17 protein-coding genes are annotated in these 19,547 nt (G+C 72.6%); 4 read left to right on the top strand and 13 right to left on the bottom strand.

Annotated elements, in window-relative coordinates; all coding sequences use genetic code 11:
- Positions 1-4 precede the first annotated feature (4 nt).
- A complete protein-coding gene (locus AB0J93_RS14845; protein WP_363921950.1) occupies positions 5-1,138 on the bottom strand; it encodes a hypothetical protein in 1,134 nt (377 codons plus the stop codon).
- A 332-nt stretch (positions 1,139-1,470) separates the two neighbouring features.
- Here AB0J93_RS14845 and AB0J93_RS14840 point away from each other — a divergent pair, with 332 nt between their 5' ends.
- Complete coding sequence (locus tag AB0J93_RS14840) at positions 1,471-2,115, top strand: sigma-70 family RNA polymerase sigma factor (protein ID WP_363921948.1); 645 nt, start codon at positions 1,471-1,473, stop codon at positions 2,113-2,115.
- Between the two features lie 59 nt (positions 2,116-2,174).
- Positions 2,175-2,942, top strand: a complete 768-nt coding sequence (locus tag AB0J93_RS14835; protein WP_363921946.1) for a hypothetical protein — start codon at positions 2,175-2,177, stop codon at positions 2,940-2,942.
- Positions 2,943-3,002: 60 nt separating this feature from the next.
- Here AB0J93_RS14835 and AB0J93_RS14830 read toward each other — a convergent pair whose 3' ends face one another.
- The 9 genes from AB0J93_RS14830 to AB0J93_RS14790 form a co-directional block, all read right to left on the bottom strand.
- On the bottom strand, positions 3,003-3,287 hold the full coding sequence (locus AB0J93_RS14830) for an antibiotic biosynthesis monooxygenase family protein (protein ID WP_363921944.1): 285 nt from the start codon (positions 3,285-3,287) through the stop codon (positions 3,003-3,005).
- Positions 3,288-3,360: 73 nt separating this feature from the next.
- Entirely contained in the window at positions 3,361-4,119 is a 759-nt protein-coding gene (locus tag AB0J93_RS14825; RefSeq protein ID WP_363921942.1) for a MerR family transcriptional regulator, read from the bottom strand.
- Positions 4,120-4,155: 36 nt separating this feature from the next.
- Complete coding sequence (locus AB0J93_RS14820) at positions 4,156-6,483, bottom strand: EAL domain-containing protein (protein WP_363921940.1); 2,328 nt, start codon at positions 6,481-6,483, stop codon at positions 4,156-4,158.
- Between the two features lie 657 nt (positions 6,484-7,140).
- A complete protein-coding gene (locus tag AB0J93_RS14815) occupies positions 7,141-8,634 on the bottom strand; it encodes a hypothetical protein (protein ID WP_363921938.1) in 1,494 nt (497 codons plus the stop codon).
- Between the two features lie 64 nt (positions 8,635-8,698).
- Positions 8,699-9,802 carry a hypothetical protein gene (locus tag AB0J93_RS14810; RefSeq protein ID WP_363922071.1) on the bottom strand — a complete coding sequence of 368 codons (1,104 nt, stop codon included), beginning with the start codon at positions 9,800-9,802 and terminating at the stop codon, positions 8,699-8,701.
- A 110-nt stretch (positions 9,803-9,912) separates the two neighbouring features.
- The gene (locus tag AB0J93_RS14805) at positions 9,913-10,773 is read right to left on the bottom strand and encodes an SRPBCC domain-containing protein (protein WP_363921936.1); all 861 of its coding nucleotides are present in this window, start codon (positions 10,771-10,773) and stop codon (positions 9,913-9,915) included.
- The gene (locus AB0J93_RS14800; protein ID WP_363921934.1) at positions 10,766-11,323 is read right to left on the bottom strand and encodes a helix-turn-helix domain-containing protein; all 558 of its coding nucleotides are present in this window, start codon (positions 11,321-11,323) and stop codon (positions 10,766-10,768) included. Before AB0J93_RS14800 ends, AB0J93_RS14805 begins: the two co-directional genes overlap by 8 nt.
- A 101-nt stretch (positions 11,324-11,424) precedes the next feature.
- Positions 11,425-12,765, bottom strand: coding sequence for a class I SAM-dependent methyltransferase (locus tag AB0J93_RS14795; RefSeq protein WP_363921932.1), 1,341 nt, complete (start codon positions 12,763-12,765; stop codon positions 11,425-11,427).
- A gap of 76 nt (positions 12,766-12,841) precedes the next feature.
- Entirely contained in the window at positions 12,842-14,221 is a 1,380-nt protein-coding gene (locus tag AB0J93_RS14790; RefSeq protein WP_363921930.1) for an FAD-binding oxidoreductase, read from the bottom strand.
- Between the two features lie 125 nt (positions 14,222-14,346).
- Here AB0J93_RS14790 and AB0J93_RS14785 point away from each other — a divergent pair, with 125 nt between their 5' ends.
- Complete coding sequence (locus AB0J93_RS14785) at positions 14,347-15,045, top strand: RICIN domain-containing protein (protein WP_363921928.1); 699 nt, start codon at positions 14,347-14,349, stop codon at positions 15,043-15,045.
- Positions 15,046-15,088: 43 nt separating this feature from the next.
- On the opposite strand, the gene AB0J93_RS14780 is transcribed toward AB0J93_RS14785, so the two are convergent.
- Genes AB0J93_RS14780 through AB0J93_RS14770 form a run of 3 tightly spaced genes read right to left on the bottom strand, consistent with a single transcriptional unit; the run spans position 15,089 to position 18,974 of the window.
- Positions 15,089-15,556, bottom strand: coding sequence for a hypothetical protein (locus AB0J93_RS14780; RefSeq protein ID WP_363921926.1), 468 nt, complete (start codon positions 15,554-15,556; stop codon positions 15,089-15,091).
- Between the two features lie 9 nt (positions 15,557-15,565).
- Positions 15,566-17,518 carry a VWA domain-containing protein gene (locus AB0J93_RS14775; protein ID WP_363921924.1) on the bottom strand — a complete coding sequence of 651 codons (1,953 nt, stop codon included), beginning with the start codon at positions 17,516-17,518 and terminating at the stop codon, positions 15,566-15,568.
- A gap of 1 nt (position 17,519) precedes the next feature.
- Entirely contained in the window at positions 17,520-18,974 is a 1,455-nt protein-coding gene (locus AB0J93_RS14770) for a sigma 54-interacting transcriptional regulator (protein WP_363922069.1), read from the bottom strand.
- 79 nt (positions 18,975-19,053) lie between these two features.
- Here AB0J93_RS14770 and AB0J93_RS14765 point away from each other — a divergent pair, with 79 nt between their 5' ends.
- The gene (locus AB0J93_RS14765; RefSeq protein WP_363922067.1) at positions 19,054-19,509 is read left to right on the top strand and encodes a GNAT family N-acetyltransferase; all 456 of its coding nucleotides are present in this window, start codon (positions 19,054-19,056) and stop codon (positions 19,507-19,509) included.
- The last annotated feature ends 38 nt before the right edge of the window (positions 19,510-19,547 follow it).

The raw sequence follows: 19,547 nt of genomic DNA, 5'->3' as shown, positions 1-19,547 counted from the left end.
CCGGTCAGTCCCAGACGGTGCGGCGTACGCCGCCGTGCAGGCCGCAGGCCCGAGGGCTGCCGCCGGCCAGGCTGACCTTGCCGTTCTCGCACTGCACCAGGTAGCCGCGTCCCTCCCAGAAGCCGGGCACGCAGTCGAAGTGGTCGCACACCTCGCGGGCGGGTTCGCGGATTCGTTCGCCGCCGCAGAAGTCGTACCTCATCGGGTTCTCGGGGGCCCCGCAGCGCCGCTCGGGCTTCGGGCTGGCCGGGCGCGGTTTGGCCGAGCCGGTGGCGCGGGGTGTGGCTGAGCCGGTGGCGCGCGGTGTGGTCGAGGCGCTGGCTGCGACAGGTGCCGGGGCGGCGGCCACAGCGGTTTCGGTGCTGGTCGGGTCGGACGGGCCGGAGTTGGCCAGAGCCACCGGCACCATCACCGCGAGCGCGGCGGCGACCACGGCGGTCCGTCGGCCACCGGGGATGAGGGTCGACAGCCGGGCCTGCCCGGGGGTGGCGATGCCCGGGCGGGACGGGCGCAGCCGGGCGTGCTCGCCGATCAGCTCGTCGAGCTGATCGATGACCGCCTGGCGCTGCTCGATGGCGTCGGCGAAGGCCAGGGTGAGCACGAACCGGAACTCGGCCGCCACGTCCGGGCGCAGCAGCACGCCGGAGGTCCGCCGCCGGTCCAGCACCTGGATCAGGGTGACCGACGCGTGCGGGTCGTGGGCCAGACCGGTCATCCTGCCGTACGCCCAGTCGCGCCGGCCCCGCCCGCCGAGCAGCACCAGCCGCCGGTTGGTGATCACCGCCATGCCGGCGTCGGTGACCCGTACCCCGTCGGGAAGGCGCCGGCGCAGCCGACCGGTCTGCGCGCCCACGGTCAGGTCCGGGGCGGGCAGCACGCCGTTGTGCCGCAGTTCGACCAGTTGCGCGGCCGGCACCACCCGGAGTACGACCTCGTCGGGGGCCAGTTCCAACGGGAGGCCGTCGCCGGCCGTGGCCGAGCCCTGGCACTGCTCGGCGAGCGTACGCAGGCGACGCAGTTCGTCGTCGCGTCGCCGCCAGGTCCCCTCGGCGCTGCGGAACAGCCGCAGCCGGCGCTCGTTCTGCCGGCGCGCCCACCGGTACCGCCATGTCGAACCCGTCGAATCAGTCCTCGCCACGCCGAACTCCTTCGCCGCGCATGCCACCAACCGCAGGCCACCTAATGGGGTGTCACAGTGTTAACGGTTGCGAGCACCGGCATGGACACGGCCAGAAGTGGTCGAATTACCCGATCGGTGGAGCAACATGGACGAGACGGTGGTTTCGCTCCGCGCCGTTCGCTTTCCGTTCCCGCGGCTGTGACGTAACCGGCCACCGGTACGCCGATCAGTCGTACGGGTTGACGAGGGCTGCCGTCCAATGGCGTGGCCCATGATGGCGAATCTGGTGGCGAGGTGCTGGCGATACCGGAACTGGCGGTCGTGCCGGTGGATCCCTGCCGGTGGTGTCGGTGACGAGCGGCACCGGCGGCCATACCGAATCGGACCTCGCCGCGCTGGTACGGGCCGCACAGGATGGTGACGAGGATGCGTTCCGGCTGATGTACCGGCAGGTGCAACCCGGCCTGCTGCGCTATCTGCGAGGCATGGTCGGCGCCGACGCCGAGGACGTGGCCTCGGAGGCGTGGTTGCAGATCACCCGCGACCTGCGCCGATTCCGTGACGAAGGAGCCGGGTTCCGGGCCTGGGCCGCCGGGATCGCCCGACACCGGGCGCTGGATCACCTACGCCGCCAGGGACGGCGGCCCGCGGCGACGTTGTCGCCCGACGCGCTGGTCGACCTGCCCGCCGCTCAGGACACCGCCGACCAGGCCGTCCAGGCAACCGCGACCCGCGCGGCCATCGAGTTGATCGCCACGCTGCCAAGCGACCAGGCCGAGGCGATCCTGCTCCGGGTGGTGGTCGGACTCGACGCCCGGGCCACCGCCCAGGTGCTGGGCAAGCGTCCCGGCGCGGTGCGTACCGCCGCCTGGCGGGGTCTGCGCCGGCTGGCCGCGCGCCTCGACTCGCAGACCGTACGGGACGGGGTCATCGCGCCCGAACAGGAATTACGCCCGCCCACGCCCACGATGCGGCGACTCGCGGCGGGTGAGTGACACAAATGATCCGGGACGACGCCAGGGAAGACGAGATGAGCAAACCGTCACCTCGACGCATGGACAGGAAGACCGCCGAGCGGCTGCTGAACGCCGACCCGGTCGCCCTGAGCCAGGCCGGTCCGCTCGCCGCGCCACTACGCGCGGCACGCGGGCCGGCACGACACGACGAGATGGCTGGGGAGCAGCTGGCGGTGGCCGCGTTCCGGGCTGCCGCTGATCTCGCCCCCGAACCTCGACCACGGAGAGAATCAATGCTCAAGATCACGCTGGCGAAGCTGCTCACCGTCAAGGCGGCGACCGTCGTCGCCACTGGGCTCGGTGGTGTGGCGCTGGCCGCCGGTACCGGCGCGCTGCCCAACCCGCTTGTCGACCCGACCACGCGCCCGGCGACCCACGCCCCGGCAGTACCTACCGTCACCCCGTCGCACCCGACCGGACCGGCCGACCGGGGCGGCGCGAGCGACGGTCCGTCGCCCTCGCTGGTGGGCCTGTGCCAGGCGTATGCGGCCGGTGCCGCCACGAACCCGGGCAAGGCGTCGGAGAACCCGGCCTTCGCCGAACTGGTCGAGGCGGCTGGCGGTGCCGGACAGGTCGACGAGTACTGCGCCGACGCCACGTCGGAGGACCGCGCCCGCCCCACGGGCGCACCGGGCGGTGCCGGCCGGCCGACCACCCGACCCACCCCGAACCCGCGTGGCGGCACACCGACCAGCCACCCCGACACGCCCACCACCAAGCGGCCCGGTGGCGTCCCGACCGTGACCGTCCCCGGTGCGCCTACCGGGAGCGTTCCGGCCGCGACGCCCCGCACCCCCGGCCGCTGACCGCGGGGCCGGACGGGTTCTCCCCGACCCGTCCGGCCCCGCGCCCACTCCAACCGGCGATCAGGGTGACTCGACCGCGCTGATCAGGAACTTGTGGACCTCGGCCTCGACGATCGCCACCTGCTGCTCCGGTTCCGGGCCGGAGCCACGGAAGTCCAGCAGCTGCTCCTCGGACTCCCAGCGCTCGTAGACGTTGATCCGTGCCGGCTCGATCAGGTCCGGGCTGATGGCGAAGTCGAGGCAACCGGGCGCCTCGCGGGCCTGGCGGACGATCTCGGCGCAGGTGGCCAGGTAATCGTCCCGCTCGGCCGGGTCGACGTGTAGCGTGCCGGCGACGATCAGCAATGCAACCTCCGAAGATCGGGAGAGCGGACGCCAGTCATACTCTCCCGATCCGCCACCGTCCGCACGCTATCGATCAGGCGCGGCTGATCGCGTTGGCCTGGATCGCCTCGGCCAGATACTCCGTCAGACCGGGGGCCATTGCCTCATAGTGCGCGGTGAACCGTTCGTCGGCGAGGTACAGGTCGGCCAGCCCGGTGTGGATCTCGTACGTGCACTCGTAGAACCACCGGCTGATCTGCTGTCGGTGTTCCTCAGCCAACTCCCTGGCCGCCGGCCCGTCAGCCGGCGCGCCCGAGGCCAGCAGCGCGACGATCCGCCGTCCCCAGTCCTCGGTCTCCGCCTTGAACCGCTGCCAGTCCTGCTTGCGGTAGCTCGACGTCCGCCGGTTCGACTCCCGGTACGCCTCGGTGCCGCCCCACCGCTGCTCCGCCTCCTCGGCGTACGCGTCCGGGTCGAAGTCCCCGAAGACCTCGAACCGCTCCTGCGGGGTCAGTTGGATCTCCATCTTGCTCGCCTCCATCGCGAATTCGATCGCCGCGACCATCTCCTGAAGGCGCTTGATCCGCACCGTCAGCAGCTCGTGCTGGCGGCGCAGGTGCGCTCCCGGGCCGCTCGCCGGGTCGTCGAGGATCACGGCGATCTCGTCCAACGGGAACCCCAGCTCGCGGTAGTACCGGATCAGCTGCAACCGCTCCAGGTCCGCCTCGGAGTAGCGGCGGTAGCCCGAGCCGCTGCGCCCGCTCGGCGTCAGCAGACCGATCTCGTCGTAGTGGTGCAGCGTCCGGACCGTCACGCCGGCGAGCTTCGCCACCTGACCAACCGTGTGAGCCATGGTTCCCCCTTTCCGAAACCACGGTCCCGCCTGCCGTTACGTGAGGGTCAAGCCCGATTCTGCGACGCCGGACACCCTCTGCGGGTCGGAGTTGACAAGCAGGCTACGCAGCTCGGCCAGGGCGGTCGGGCGACCGTAGCGGTAGCCCTGCCCCTGCACGCAGCCGATCGCGGCCACGGCCTCGTGCTGCCGCTCGGTCTCCACCCCCTCGGCCACCACGCTCAGGTCGAACGCGCCGGCCAGCCGGGTCACCATCTCAACCGTCGCGTACGCCCGGGCGTCCTCGGGTATCCGGGCCACGAACGACCGGTCGATCTTCAACTCGGTCGCCGGGATCCGGTGCAGGTAGCTCAGCGACGAGTACCCGGTGCCGAAGTCGTCGATGGCGATTCGGATGCCCAACTCGCGTAGCTGCCCGAGCCGGTCCAGCACCGCGTCGCTGCCCTCGATCAACGCCGACTCGGTCAGCTCCAGGGTCAGTGCGCGGGGTGCCAGCCCGGCACCCGCGGTGGCCTCGGTGACGGTGGCGATCAGGTCGGGCCGGCGCAGGTGCGACGCGGCGATGTTCACCGCCACCGTCGCCGACGGAACCCGGTCCTGCCAGGTGGCCGCCGCCCGGCACGCCTCGTGGATGACCCACCTGTCGATCGGCAGGATCAGCCCGGTCTCCTCGGCCAGCGGCAGGAACCGGGCCGGACTGAGCACGCCCAGCCGGGGGTGACGCCACCGCACCAACGCCTCCGCGCTGCGCACCACCCCGGTGGCCAGGTCCACGATCGGTTGGAACTCCAGGTGCAGTTGCTCCTCGTCGACGGCCCGCCGCAGGTCGGCGATCAGCTCGGCCCGGCTCACCGCCGACTCCCGCAACCCCTGCGTGCAACGCCGGTACGCGGACTTGCCGGCCGCCTTCGCCGCGTACATGGCGATGTCCGCGTCGCGCAGCAGATCCGTGTGCGAGATGTGCTGCGGCCCGTACTCGGCGATGCCGATGCTGGCCGACGGGTGCACGCCGACCAGTTCCTCGCCGGGCGACGGTTGCAGCGCCGCCAGCAACCGCTCGGCCAGCCGCTCCGGTGCCAACGGCCGCCCGTCGGTGACCAGCACGGCGAACTCGTCACCACCGATCCGGGCGATCATGCCGTCGTCGCCGACCGCCCGGCGCATCCGCCGGGACAGACCGGACAGCAGCGTGTCGCCGGTGGTGTGCCCGAACCGATCGTTTACCTGCTTGAACCCGTCCAGGTCCAACAGCAGCACGGCGACCCGGTTGGTGCCGCGCAACGCACCCCGCAGCCGGCGGATGAACGCCAGTCGGTTCGGCAGCCCCGTGAGCTGGTCGACGTAGGCGAGCTTGCGTAGCTGCAGCACCAGACGCAGGTTCTCGTTGGCCGCCAAGCCCTGCCGCAGCGCCAGCGTGGCCAACAGCGCCATCATCGCCAGGAAGATCGGCATCGGGGTGTGACCGCCGGCGTCGCGGGCCAGCATGGTCGCCACGATCGCCCCGCCCACCGGCAGGTAGGGCAGCACCACCCGCCACCACGGCGGCAACGGCGCTTCCCCGGCCTCCTCGGCAGCGCCATGGTCCCGAGGTGGGGGCATCCGGGTCGCCACCACGATCAGCAGGTAGCTCAGCGGCCAGAGCACGTCGACCGGGGTGCCGGGCTGGTAGGTGCCGGCGGCCACCAGCGACACGTAGAACGTGTCGGCCACCGCCCGTACCGTCAGGCTCACGCCGAGCAGCGCCATCGGCCGCCACACCGGCCGGCCCGGGCCGACCACCGCGACCAGGATGGTCAGCTGCATCAGATCGAACATCGGGTACAGCAGGCCGGCGGTGCGCAGCGGCTCGTCCAGGTCGGCCAGACTGACGTTGCGGAAGATCAGCAGCCAGCCGATCGGGATCAGCGCCAGCCCGACGATCACCCCGTCGAGCAGGGTCCGGGCCCGACCCACCGTGGTACGCGGCGCGGTGACCGAACAGAACAACGCGGCGGTGCCGGTCAGCAGACTGGCCGCGAAGATCAACCCGATGGGCAGGGTGTGTGGCAGGCTCTCACCGAGCAGCCGCTGGGACGTCCACAGTGCCCGTCCAGCCAGTGACAACGCCATGGTGGCGGCCAACAGCAGCCAGAACCGGCGCAACGTCGCCGGATGCCGGCGGGCCGCCGCGACGCAGGCCACCGCCGCCCAACCTGCCACGGTGAGCGCGCCCAGATCGCTTACCAGCGCGCCGGCGGGTAGCCCCAGCACCAACCAGAGCGCCTCGATCGCGACGACGGCACCGGCACCGACCAGCCCCACACGGCCGACCCGGTCCGTTCCGGGTGAGCGCGCGGCAGCCCGCTCGACGTCCTTCCGCGACACAGCGATCGCTCCGGCTCTCTCTCGTGCGTACACCCTCGACGGCGAGGTCCTGCCCTGGCAAACCCCGAAAGCCTAGCCACGCCCGCAGCCGCCCCGCCAGATCCAACGGGGTAGGCAAGTCCACAACCTGATGGCTCCCGGTGCGGCGACGCGGGCAACGACCCGCTCGCGGGCTCCCCGTAGTGCCCTGTCGCGCCTGTCGCACCCGCACCGGCGGGGAGGTGTCCTCAGGGCGGGGCCTCCCACTCCACCCGCCGACCACGACCCGCCGCAACACAGACATGACCCTGCGTGACCATAACGATGCATCACTGAACGTGACCGGCCAGCCCACCACCGACAATGTTGTCTTCCACCTTTGCTCTGCTTACCTATACGCAACCCAACGTTGAGCTGGCCTTATCGGGAAGGCGCGGCGTTCGCGCCAGTCACGCAGCGCAACCTGTGCGTATAGGTAAGCAGAGCAAAGCGTCCAAAGGTCACAGTGTCCCTGCCGGGGAATGGTTACCGTCCGGGATCGGCGGTCGGCGGTCACCGGTCCAGTCGGCGGTCACTCGGTCCAGGCGGCGGTCGGCGGTCCTGGCGGCGGTCGGCGGTCCGGCTCGGCGATGTGTGGGTTTGTCAGGGCGGGTGGTCAATCGGGCGCGGGCGCTGCGCTCAGGCCCATTGTTCGTCGGGTGCCGCGACTCCGGCCGCGGGGGGACCGCCGTGGGTCCACGGGGTTTCGTCCACAGTGGGGAACGCCGCGCCCGGCATGTAGGCGTCGCTGAGCGTGGTGTAGCAGAGCCGCTCCCCCACCTCCGGCACGCTGCCCGGGCTGGCCGTCAGGCCGCGTCCCATCCTGCCGGACAGCTCCAGCACCACCTCGGTCTTGCCGTCGGCCGTCGGGGTGACGAACACCAGCCGCGCCTTCTGCCCGGGGCGGGACGGGCTGGACAGGGTCGCGCCGACCGGCACCAGCACCGGGTCGGTGGTCATCAGCTGGATACGCGGGCGCAACACCGGGCGTCGGCCACTGTCGTCGACCCGGGTCGGGTCGGCCAGCAGCACCTCGCCGACGAAAGCCTCCCCGGTCAGCCGGTACTCCGCCATCACCAGCGGGTCGTCGTAGGCGCGCTGCACCGCGTAGCTCGCGGCGGCCCGCTCCAGGCGGTGCAGCCGGGCCGCCGCGGCCACCGCACCGTCACGGCGCGGCTGCGGCGCACCGTCGGAGTCGAGGTGCTCGGTGTGGGCGGTGAAGGCGTCCCGGTCGCCGTCCCACCGCCCGGCCACCCGGGCGCCGGGCGGCAGGGCACGCAACAACCCCAGGCCGCGCCACATCAGCTCCCAGGTGGGCGTCAGCTGGTCCCGCAGCAGCAGCTCCAGCTCCGCGTACGCCTCGACGCGCGTCGCCTCGTCGGTGCCGGCGGCGGCGTACGCCTCGATGGCCGGCGCCAGCAGCCGGTTGTCGAACTCCGGATCGGTGGCCGGGCCGGCTGGCGGGCAGATCGACGGGTCCTCGGCCCGGGCCGCCGCCTCGGCGCCGGAGAGCCCAGCCGGCGGCGCGATCCAGCCCAGCAGCGCCGGCAGGTGCAGATCCTCCACCGCGCTCTGCCCGGTCGCCCAGTGCAGCGTCAACGCCTGCGTCATCGCCAGCAGCGCCGACGAGCCGGGATGCTCGGCCCGTTCGGCGAAGAAGGTCAGCCAGCGGCCCAGCAGTGGCACCTGCGGCGGCACCGGATACTCGCCGTCGACCCGACGGAACCGGGTGGACCGCCCGAGCAGCCGCAGGAACGTCACCCCCGCCGGATTCGGCACCAGCAGCTGCGGAGCGTCGAGGTACCGGTACCGGACGTCCCGACCCCGGTCCACGGAGACCGCCTCGTTCGCCGTACGGTGCCCGTCCACGTACGGCAGGACGATCGCGGCCAGCTCGGCGGCGAACGCGAACCGTTGGTCCCGGTTCCGTGGCTGCGGCACGATCAACAGCCGCCCCTCGCCGGGGGCCGAGCCGACCATCGCGGCGAGGGGGGCGTTGGCCTCCCCCGCCATCGCCAGCGGCACCAGCACCAGCGGCCGCCTCGACAGGTGCAGATGCCGGACGGTGGCCACCGGTTGGGCCACCCCGGAGGCCACTGCCTGTGCCGCCGCCAGCGCCCGCAACGTACTCATGCCGGCACTCCGCTGCACCGGGTGCCGGCCGGAGACGCCGCGGCACGGTGCGTGATGCGCTCGGTCATGCGGTGGTGAGGGCGTCGGCGCGGAGGCGGGCCGCGGTCCGCAGCAGCGCGGCGGCTTCCGCCCGCTCGGGTTCGGTGGCCGGTTCCCCACCGGCGAGCGCCAGCACCTCGCCGACGTCGGCGATTCCGCCGAGCGCCTCGCGGACCGGGCGGCCGAGCGCCCCGGTCTGCCCGCGTGCCTCGTGCCGGCAGAAGTACGCCAGCTCGCAGCTGGCCAGGCAGTCGGGGGCGTACCGGGCCGGCACCCGGGCCAGCGAACCGGCCAGGATCGCCGGGTCGGCGGCGGGATCGGCGGTGACGTCGGCCGGCACGTCGGCCAGCAGCGTGTCGAGCCGGTCCATCCGGTCCAGTTGCCGGCGTACCACAAGCAGTTGCCGGCGGACGTCGAGCAGGTGCGCGACCGGTTCGTTGCTGAAGTCCCGGGGGCAGACCAGCACCACCTCGTGCGACACCAGCTGCGGGTCGTGGCCCCGGGCGGTGAACAGCTCCCGCAGGGCCAGCACGTAGACGGCGGACTGCACCGCCGCGGCGGCCACCTTCGCCGGGTCGGCCTGGCCGTCGATCACCGGGAACGACTTGATCTCGACCACGTGGAACCGGCCGCCCAGCCGGGCGGCCACCAGGTCCGGTTCCAGGTGTACCCGCTGCCCGGCGACCACCAGGCCGAGCATCGGATGGTCGAACAGCGCCGCCGGCTCGTCGGCGTCGGCGTCGGTATCGACGGGCGACACCGCCTCGGTGAGCAGGGTCGCCGAGCGTCGGGCCCGGGTGGCCGGGTCGTCGCCGTCGCCGAGGTCCGTCCAGCTGGCCGCCGTCGGCACCGGTACGCCCAGCCGCTCCGCGACCAGTCGCAGCAACTCGGCCCCGCCGTCGGCCTTCACCTGCGCCTCGAAGATGTTGCCCCGGGTGATGGCGAAGCGGGACTGCCCGAACCGGGCGGGAAAGCCGACCCGTCCAGCCAGTGCCGGCTTGTCCACCCCGGCACCATCGAGGACCGCCCGCCGGGTGCAGCCCGGGTTGCCGGTAAGCGCGGCGATCGTGCGGGCGTTGTGTCGCTTCGGCGGTGCGTCGCCCCGGATCGCGGCCAGTCGCTGCTCGATGTCCGTCACGACAGGCCACGATAGTCGCGGTGGCGAGTTCCGGCCCGTCCCGCACGCCGGGGCGTCGGGCGGTCACCAGACGTCCCGGTGACCGCCCGTGCCGGGAGGGCTCAACCGGCCGTCGCGGCGCTGGTCTCCTCGGGCAGCCAGATCGGCTGCCAGTCCGGCACCTCGTGGAAGCGGCGCAGCTCGGCCAGCCCGGAGACCGACCCCGCCCAGGCAGCGTACGGCGGGTTCTGCTCGTCGAAGCCGCTCTGCACGAAGGTGAGCTTCGTCCGACCCTCGGACTCGGTCAGTTCCCAGCTGGTGACGCCGGGCGCACCCCAGTCGACGGACATCCGCCGCCCGGGCTCCAGGTCGACCACCTTGGCCGCGAACCCGCTGTCGAAGCCGCCCATGGCGTACCGGCCGCCGACCCAGGGTTCGATGCCGATCGGGTAGCCGAACCAGGCGCTGGCCTGCTCGGAGTCGGTCAGGGACTCCCACACCTTGTCGGCTGGTGCGGCGATCTCCAGCTCGCCTCGGAAGTCGGTGCCGGTGAAGTCCACCTTCGGCAGCAGCGGCTGGCCGGCGAGGTGGGCCTCCAGGTTGGCGATGGTCAGCGCCCAGTAGGTCTGTAGGACACCCCGGATGCTGGTGCCGTTGATCACGTCGTTGAAGTCGAAGTGGGTCTGTGACAGTCGCAGCACGGTGGCGTCCGGCCCGTCCGCGCTCAGCGTGATCTCGGTGGTGGTCTCCACCCCGTCGAGCAGCCAGGCGAAGCGCAGCCGGTCGTCGTCGGCGTGCAGCACCCGCTGATGTGGAGCGTCGCCCTCGGGCGTGTAGCGGCCCCAGAACTCGTACCGCTCGGGCAGCTCGACCTCGGCGTGCTCAGCCAGCCAGACGCGCAGCTCGGCCGGGTCGGTCAGGGCCTGGCGCACCCGCGCGATCGGCGCGGCGAGACGGACGGCGAGGGTCATCGGTTCAGTCACTGTCGGTTCCCTTCGGGTAGCAGGCCACGGCGAGCTTGAAGGCGTCTCCCTCAGCGCCGCCGTAGCGCGTGAACAACTCCTGCAGCGCGGACTGCAGGTCGTGCAGAAACTCCTGCCGGCGTTCGGCCGGCACACGGATCTCGCCGGAAACGCCGATGGACGGCAGCTCCGGAGCGGTGCGGTCCAGGGCGGCGACGTCGGCCTGGACCTCCTCCATCAGGTCCAGCAGGTAGCCGAGGCTCAGCTCGTCGCGGGCGCGGCGCAGCCCGATCCGGCCCACCAGACGCGGTGAGAGCCAGTACGACCGGGCGACCGCCCGGTAGATGCCCTCGGTGATGCCACGGACCTTGCGCTGGTCGACCTGCTCGACCAGCCCGGCCGCGACGAGTTGCTTGACGTGGTAGTAGACGCGCTGGGGCGTCTGCTCCAGCCGGGCGGCCACCTCGGTGCAGGTGCGTGGCTCGGCCAGCTGCCGCAGGATCTCGACGCGCTGCGGTTTCAGCAGCACCTCGGCCTGCTCGATCTGCTCCAGGTACAGGACGTCTCTCATGGCAAAATCAGTTTGTACGTAAAAAACTTCCTTGTCAATGGGTTCGAGAAAGGCCGCGCCGGCAGCTCCGGCGCGGCCCCGCTCAGTCCCGAGGTACCCGGTCAGGGCAGCCAGTCCGGGCGCAGCGGATAACCGTTCACCGCGTCCGGGCCGTTACGCGTCGCCACCACCTGATGCAGCTGGATGCCGTTGCGCTCGAACGCCAGCCGTGAACCGGCCATGTAGAGCCCCCACACCCGGGCCGTACCCGCACCCACCTCGGCGACGCAGAAATCCCAGTGCTCCACCAGGTTGCGGCACCAGGCAGCGAGGGTCAGCGCGTAGTGCTGGCGCAGGTTCTCCTCGTGATGCACCTCCAACCCGGCATCGTGGATCTCACTGATCACCCGACCCGGGCCGGCCAGCTCGCCGTCCGGGAAGACGTACCGGTCGATGAACGCCCCGGAACGGTGCGGCGCCCGGTTGTCCGCCCGGGTGATGCAGTGGTTGAGCAGCCGGGCCCCCGGGCGCAGCCGGTCACGCAGGAACCCGAAGTAGGCCGGATAGTTACGGACTCCGATGTGCTCGGTCAGGCCGATCGAGGAGACCGCGTCGAACTGTTCGCGCGGCGCGTCGCGGTAGTCCAGGTGCCGCACCTGCGCCAACCCGGTCAGCCCCTCCCGCTCGATCGCCGCCTGAGCCCACTGCGCCTGCGCCCGCGACAGCGTCACCCCGATCGCCTTGACGCCGTACTCCCGGGCCGCGTGCCGGACCATGCCGCCCCAGCCGCAGCCCACATCCAACAGCCGCATCCCTGGCCGCAGCGCGAGCTTGCCGGCGACCAGGTCGTACTTGTTCGCCTGCGCCTGTTCCAACGTGTCGTCCGGGCTGCGGTACACCGCGCAGGTGTACGTCATCGACGAGCCGAGCACCCTCTCGTAGAACGCGTTCGACACGTCGTAATGATGCGAGATGGCGCTGTCGTCGCGGGTCCGCGAATGCCGCAGGCCACCCAGGATCCGCTTCCAACGGGGCCGGGCCTCCTGCGGCGGAGCCGGCGGCGGCAGCAGCCGCTCCCAGCCCAGCTCACGCACCAGAGCCAGCCCGTCGGCCAGTGCCGGGGCCCGCATCCGCAGCCCGCTGAGCACCCGCAACGCCTCGTACGGGTCGCCCGGGTGCACTCCCTCCAGGCTCAGGTCGCCGCTGACGTAGGCACGCGCCATGCCCAGATCTCCCGGCGCGGTGAGCAGGTACGACAGCCCTCGCTCGGAGCGGATCGACAGGGTGATCCCGGCGTCGGCCGGGCCGATGGAGCTGCCGTCGTACGCGGTGACGCGTACCGGCAGGGGGCCCGAGGTCACCGCCCGGACGATGTCCGCCACGGTCGACCCACGCCGCCGGCCCCCCGGGGGCGGCGGGGCGGGAGCGCCTGCCGCTCCCTGGCTACGGTCGGTGAGACTCATGCCGGCACTCCGCTCCGCTCCGTGCCGCCATGAGGCACATCCGCACTGAGCCTGATGATTCGCTCGCTCCGCTCGCTCATGCGCGTGCTACCGCCTTTTCGTACAGTCCGGTGAGCCGGTGCTCCGGGTCGTACCGGTCCCGCACGGCGCGCCATGTCCCGCCGCCGTAGAGCCGGTCGAACGAATCCCGGTCGTAGTACGCGTCGGAGTAGAGCGACTTGTGCCCGCCCGCCTCCGACACCGCGCGCTCGATCTCCCGGTTGACGTCGCCGTCGGCGGCGCCCTCGGCGATCGGCACGCTCCCCCAGAACCCGATGTTTACGTAGTCCTGCCCCGGCCGTAGCGGATACAGCGGCCAGGACCGGGCCGAGCCCGGACCCGCCGGCTCCCGCAGCCGCAGCGGGCACAACCACACCGGCGTCATCCCGACGCCGGTGGCGAACCAGTGCAGGAAATCGGCCGTGCGGTCCAGCGGGATCTCCACGTCCTGCACGACCCGCTCCCGGGCCGGCTGGCCGCGCCACCTGTCGATCCGGGCGGCCACCCGGTGCCGGTGCTCCAGACGCACGATGCGGTGGTAGACGTCGCTGCGCCGCCACCGCGCCGGCCACAACCGCCGCACCACCGGATGCTGCGCGCCGAACGCCGCCGAACACCAGAACCAGTCGGTGTCCCAGCGCCACAGGTAGTCGTGGACGGTCAGCGCGTCGTGCGGGCGCTGGCGCAGCGAGCGGTAGTAGATCTCCTGGCCGGTGTAGTCGGAGACCGCCGGCACGTCGTCGGTGAAGCTGCCCAGCACGAGGTACGCCTCACCGGGGCTGAACATCACCCCGTCCATCGCGTCGACGCTCTCACCGGCCCAACGGCGGGTCGCGGCGATCTCGCCCATCGCCTCGGTCAACGCGGTCAGGTTGGTGAACCGCAGGTTGCGCAGGGCCACGTACCGGCGGACCGGTTGCAGCTCGATCCGCAGCCGGGTGGCGTATCCGAGACTGCCCAACGAGTTGGGGAAGGCGGCGTACAGGTCGGCGTGTGGGCCGTTGGGCCGGGCGGTGACCACCTCACCGGCGCCGGTGAGCACGTCCAGCTCGGTCACCGACTCGTGCGGCAGTCCGTTGCGGAACGACGTCGACTCGATACCCAGCCCGGTCACCGCCCCGCCGAGGGTGATGGTGCGCAGCTGCGGCACCACCAGTGGCATCAGGCCGTACGGCAGGGTCGCGGCGACCAGCCGTTCGTAGGTGCACATGCCCTGCACATCGGCGGTGCGGGCGACCGGGTCGACGCCCAGCACCCCGCCGAGACCGCTGACGTCCAGACCGGAGACGGGGGCGTTGCGCGGACGGAACAGGTTGGAGGTGCGCTTGGCCAACCGCACCGGCTGGCCGGGTGGCACCGCCGCGTACGACCGTCGTAGCTGGGCCACCGCCTGGTCATGATCACGCACGGCGTGCATGGGATCACTTTACGCGTCATGGGGGCGGCTGGCGGGATGTCCATCGGAGGCGTTTCTCGCCCAGATCAGGCCGGGCACCCGGGGGCGGCTGGCCGGTACCTCGCGCGGTGGGACAGGATGCCGGCATGTCGCACACCGATGGGTCGGGCAGCGTCTACGGCACCCGCCGAGCCGGACCGCCCCGCGATCCGCTGCTCGTCACGGCACTGGCGGTCGGGCTGGTCGGCGTACTGCTGGGGGTGCTGTTCGCCACCGGCGTGCTCGGCGGCGGCGAGCCGGAGGCGGCACCGACGGTGGCCGCGCCCAGCCCGAGCACGGTGCAGGCCAGCCCGACGGAGAGCGAACCGGAACCGAGCCCGACCAGGTCCGAGCCATCCCCCACGCCGAGCCCCAGCGAGGATCCGGACGCGATCGCCGGGCCGAAGGTGTTCCGTGGGGTCGGATCCAATCTCTGTCTCGGCCTCGACGGTGACGGCGAGCGGGCCGTCGCCAAGCTCGCCGACTGCAGCGGCGGGCCGGAGCAGCAGTGGGTGGTCAACACCTTCGGCCCGGACACGGTGACGCTTACCAACGCCGCCCACAACCAGTGCCTCGACGTCGAGGGCGGCAGCGGTGACGACGGTGCCCGGTTGCAGCAGTTCGGCTGCCACGGCGAAGGCAACCAGCAGTGGCGGCTGCGACCCGTCGACGGCGGCGCGACCGTGCTGGTGGCCGTGCACAGCGGCAAGTGCGCCCAGGCCCGCGACGGTGCCGCCGCGGCCGGCACCGACATCGTCCAGGCGCCCTGCGACGGCAACCCCGCCCAGCGCTGGACGCTCCAGTAGCCGAGCTTGCCTCCCCGGGGAGGCGCCCAGCAAGCCGTACCCGTCAGGGCCGGCGGCGCAGGGCGCGTAGCTCGTTGAGGTGGCGGGGCAGGTGCACGCGGGCGTGCAGATCGATCGTGCGGCCCCACGGCAGCGGCTCGTCGATGACGAGCTCGAACCCCTCGCGGAGGTGTGTCTCCACCGGGGTGTCCGCCGCCGCACCGAGCTTGGCCACCAACGCGACCAGCCGGTCACTGGTGGCCCGCAGCCGGGTGGCGAGGCCGTCGAGGCCGCCGCACTCGGCGGCCAGTTCGTCCAGTTCCGGCCGGTGGACCTCGTCCAGGTCGTAGAAGGCGTACGGCGAGCCGGCCAGCACCGCCTCGGTGGCCTCGCGCATCAGCTCGTCGCTGGCGATCAGGTGCGCCACGATCTGCTCGGCGCTGTACCGGTCGGGCGGCGGCGGCCCGAACCCGCCCGCGTCGACCTCGGCCAGCACCGCGTCGTACGCCCGTCGCAGCCCGTCGACCTCCACCCGCCGAGCCTAGCGGCGGCCGCGGCGGGCCCGCAGGTAGTCGCTGACCACGTACTCGCCGAGGTCGTCGGCGTCCGGGGTGAACACCCGGCCGCCGCTGCGCCGGGCCACTGCGTCGACGAAGCGGCGCAGCCCGGGATCGTCGCCCAGCATGAAGAGGTTCAGGGTGGCCCCGAAGCGGCCGAGCCGGTCCACCTCCCGGACCGTCGCCTCGATCGTCTCCGGTGAGGACGGCCACGCGAACAGCGCCTCACCGTCGTCCGGGTCGAGGTGGGCGGTCGGTTCACCGTCGGTGACCACGAGCACCACCGGCTCCGCGTCCGGATGGCGCCGCAGGTGCCGGCCGGCCAGCCGCAACGCGTGTTGCAGGTTGGTCCCCTGCATCATGTCCGGCTCGACGGCGGCCAGTTCCTGCTGGGTAAGCGTCTCCGCCCGCCGGCCGAACCCGATGATCTGCAACGCGTCCTGCGGAAACCGGGTCGCCATCAGATGGGCCAGGGCCAACCCGGTCTGCTTCATCGGCCCCCACCGCCCCTGCGAGATCATCGAGTACGACAAGTCGACGCAGAGCGCCACCGCCGCCGACGCTCGCCGTTCGGTCTCGACGACCTCGAAGTCCTCGACGGCCAGTTGCACCGGCACTCCGGGGCCGGCTCGGCGGACCGCCCGGGTCAGCGTCCGCACCACGTCAAGCGGCTGCTCGTCGCCGTACTCCCAGGGCCGCGACGCCCCGGTCACCTCGCCGGCCGCCCCGGCCGAGCGCAGGTCGTGCTGGCCTCGCGGGCCGGCGGTCAGCTCGGCGAAGACCTGGCGCAGCGCGGTGCCGCCGAGGCGGCGCAGTGCCTTCGGACTCAGCGTCAGACCGTCGGCGTCGCGGGTCACCCAGCCCTGGCGGCGCAGTTCCCGCTCCAGTTCCCGCAGCCGCCGTACGTCGTCGGCCGCGTCGCGGCCCAGCGTGCGGGCCACCGCGTCGACGTCGATGTCGTCCAGGGTCGCCCCGGGGTGCGCCTGGCCCAGTTGGTCGAGCAGGTCGTCCAGTTCGGCGATCTCGTCGAGTGCCCCGGTCGCCTCGCCGTAGCCCAACGGCTGGCCGCCCTGCGTCCGCTCGCCCCGCCCCCAGCGCAGGTCGGGCCGCAGCGCCCGCAGGTTCCCCTCCAGCGCGGCCAGTTCGCCGGCGAGCCGGTCACCGAGGGACTCGCGCATCAGCCCGGCCAGTTCCTCCCGCTGCCGCTCCGACAGCGAGTTCATCAGCCGCTGCCCGGCCGCCGCGCGTCGGGCCAGCAGGTCGATCAGTTCGTCCACGTCGCGCGGGCGTTCCGGGAAGAACTCGCCGTGCCGGCGGATGAACTCGGCGAACGCGTCGGTGGTGTCCTCGGCGCGGGCGTGCCGGGCCAGCAGGGCGTTGAGGTCCCGCATCATCTCGGCGACCCGCTCCTGCACCGCCGGGTCACCGGCCAGCCGGGCCGAGTCGCGCAGGCCGGCGAAGCGCTGGCCGAGCACGTCGTCGCGCAGCCCGTCGAGGATCCGCTGGTAGGTCTGCCGGGCCTCGTCGCTGGCCCACCGGTAGTCGGACAGGTCCCGCACCGCCTGCGCGGTCGAGCGGGGCAGGTCGTCAAGCATCGTCTCGGCGAACCGGGCCGCCTCGTCGTCGCGGCGGGCCAACTCGTCCCGCTCGGCGGCCAGCGCCTGATCGAGCAGCGCCCGCGCCCGGGTCACCGCCCCGTCGAGCTCACCCCGGCGCAGCGCCTCGCGCCGCAGCCGACGGGCGCGGGCGGTCAGCCCGTCCAGTCCACCACGGCCCTGCGGGCCCCGCCGCAGCAGATCCCGCAACGCGTCCCGGAGACTGCCGCCGGCCAGCACCTCCGCACCGACCTGGTCCACCGCGGCCTGCACGTCGTACGGGGGCGCGAGCGGATCGGGGCCGCCGCGCCACTGCCCGTACCGGAACCGGTTGCCGGCCATCTCAGTCCCGGCCGCCGTAGCGGGTCCGCCCGGTGTCGGTGACGTCCTTGCCCAGCCGGCGGCTCAGGTGCAGCCCTTCGAGCACGAACTCGACGGCCGCCGCGGCCTGCCCGGTGCTCGGCGCGTCGCCGATACCGAGCCGGTCGAGCACCTTCGCCAACCCCGGCACCGTGCCCACCTGACGCAGCAGGTCAGCCGCCGACACCAGCTCGCCGGTCTCGACCGCCTGCCCTTCCTCGACAAGCGCGGTGAAGCCGGACAGGTCCAGCCCGGCCAGCCGGGCCCGGAACGTCTCGGCGGTGGCGGTACGCAGCAGGTGGCCGAGAAGCTCGATCTCCCGGCCCTCCTCGCCGCTCTCGAACTCCACCTTGCCGCGCAGCGTCGACGTCACCGACACCGCGTCACCCACCCGCGCCACCGCCTCGGACGACGGCAGCTCCGAGTCGGTGCCCAGCAGGCACGCCCGGCGCAGGGCCGCGGCGGCGACGGTCTCCGCGGCGGCGATGGCGAACCGGGCGGAGACACCGGAACGTGGGTCCACCGACGGTGACTCGCGTACCGCCCGGGCGAACCGGGCCAGCACCTCCAGCACGTGTTCCGGCACCTCGGCGACCAGGTCGGCCTCCTGCCGGATCAGGGCCAGCTCCAACTCCAGGTCGGTCGGGTAGTGGGTGCGGATCTCCGCGCCGAAGCGGTCCTTGAGCGGGGTGATGATCCGACCCCGGTTGGTGTAGTCCTCCGGGTTGGCACTGGCCACCAGCAGCAGGTCCAGCGGCAGCCGCAGCTGGTAGCCGCGTACCTGGATGTCCCGCTCCTCCAGCACGTTGAGCAGCGCCACCTGGATCCGCTCGGCCAGGTCGGGCAGTTCGTTGACCGCGAAGATGCCCCGGTTGGTACGCGGCACCAGGCCGAAGTGGATCGTCTCGGGGTCGCCGAGCGTACGCCCCTGAGCCAGCCGGACCGGGTCGACGTCGCCGATCAGGTCACCGACGCTGGTGTCCGGGGTGGCCAGCTTCTCCCCGTAGCGCATCGAGCGGTGCAGCCAGCCCACCGGCAGGTCGTCGCCGGCCTCGGCGAGCAGCGCCCGCGAGGCCGGGGTGACCGGGTGCAGCGGGTGCTCGTTGAGCACCGAGCCGACGATCACCGGCGTCCACTCGTCCAGCAGCGTCACAAGCGACCGGATCAGCCTGGTCTTGCCCTGGCCCCGCTCACCGAGCAGCACCATGTCGTGCCCGGCGAGCAGCGCCCGCTCCACCTCCGGTAGCACGGTGTCGTCGTACCCGACGATGCCGGCGAACCGCGCAGCGCCGTCGCGCATCCGGGCCCGCAGGTTGTCGCGTAGCTCCTGCTTGACGGTGCGGTACCGGTACCCGGCGGCGCGCAGCGCGCCGAGCGTGGCGGGCAGGTCGGCCGGTGGGAGCGGCGAAACAGACGAAGACTCACTCACCCCGCCCACGCTAGCGCGCACCCGCCTGCGTCGACCCCCACCAACCTGGCATGATCATGAACTCTGCCTGTGAGGAGGAGGGGCCGTGGTGCTCTCCATCGATCGCGAACCCTGGGAGTCGACCGACGCCACCCGGCTGCGCGCCGCTCAGCGGGCCGAACTCGACGCCCGCTACGGCTGCGACGACCACGAGCCGGGCGCGGAACCCACGGCCGAGACGGTGAGCGTCTTCCTGATCGCCCGAGACCCCGACGGCACCGCCGTCGGCTGCGGCGGCTTGCGCTTCCTCGTCGCCGGTTCCGCCGAGATCAAACGGATGTACGTCAGCCCGCCGGCCCGGGGCACCGGCGTCGCGACGGCCATCCTGCGCGCCCTGGAACAGGCCGCCCGCGACGCCGGGGTACGCACCCTGCTGCTGGAGACCGGCACCGCCCAGCCCGACGCGATGCGCTTCTACGAACGGGAGGGCTACCGGCGCATCGACAACTTCGGGCCGTACCGGGGCGAGCCGCTCTCCGTCTGCTACGCCCGCGACCTGCCGTGACAGCCCGGTCCGCCGCCCGCCCCCGTGCCGGACGACGG

Source organism: Micromonospora sp. NPDC049374 (assembly GCF_040677165.1).
In the GTDB taxonomy this organism is placed as follows: domain Bacteria; phylum Actinomycetota; class Actinomycetes; order Mycobacteriales; family Micromonosporaceae; genus Micromonospora.
This window is presented reverse-complemented; position numbering and strand designations above follow the sequence as displayed.

Coding starts and splice junctions, on each gene's coding strand:
- AB0J93_RS14825 (WP_363921942.1), bottom strand. CDS start 4,119: ATGGCTCACACGGTTGGTCAGGTGGCGAAGCTCGCCGGCGTGACGGTC.
- AB0J93_RS14800 (WP_363921934.1), bottom strand. CDS start 11,323: ATGAGAGACGTCCTGTACCTGGAGCAGATCGAGCAGGCCGAGGTGCTG.
- AB0J93_RS14815 (WP_363921938.1), bottom strand. CDS start 8,634: ATGAGTACGTTGCGGGCGCTGGCGGCGGCACAGGCAGTGGCCTCCGGG.
- AB0J93_RS14835 (WP_363921946.1), top strand. CDS start 2,175: ATGGACAGGAAGACCGCCGAGCGGCTGCTGAACGCCGACCCGGTCGCC.
- AB0J93_RS14790 (WP_363921930.1), bottom strand. CDS start 14,221: ATGCACGCCGTGCGTGATCATGACCAGGCGGTGGCCCAGCTACGACGG.
- AB0J93_RS14785 (WP_363921928.1), top strand. CDS start 14,347: ATGTCGCACACCGATGGGTCGGGCAGCGTCTACGGCACCCGCCGAGCC.
- AB0J93_RS14795 (WP_363921932.1), bottom strand. CDS start 12,765: ATGAGTCTCACCGACCGTAGCCAGGGAGCGGCAGGCGCTCCCGCCCCG.
- AB0J93_RS14775 (WP_363921924.1), bottom strand. CDS start 17,518: ATGGCCGGCAACCGGTTCCGGTACGGGCAGTGGCGCGGCGGCCCCGAT.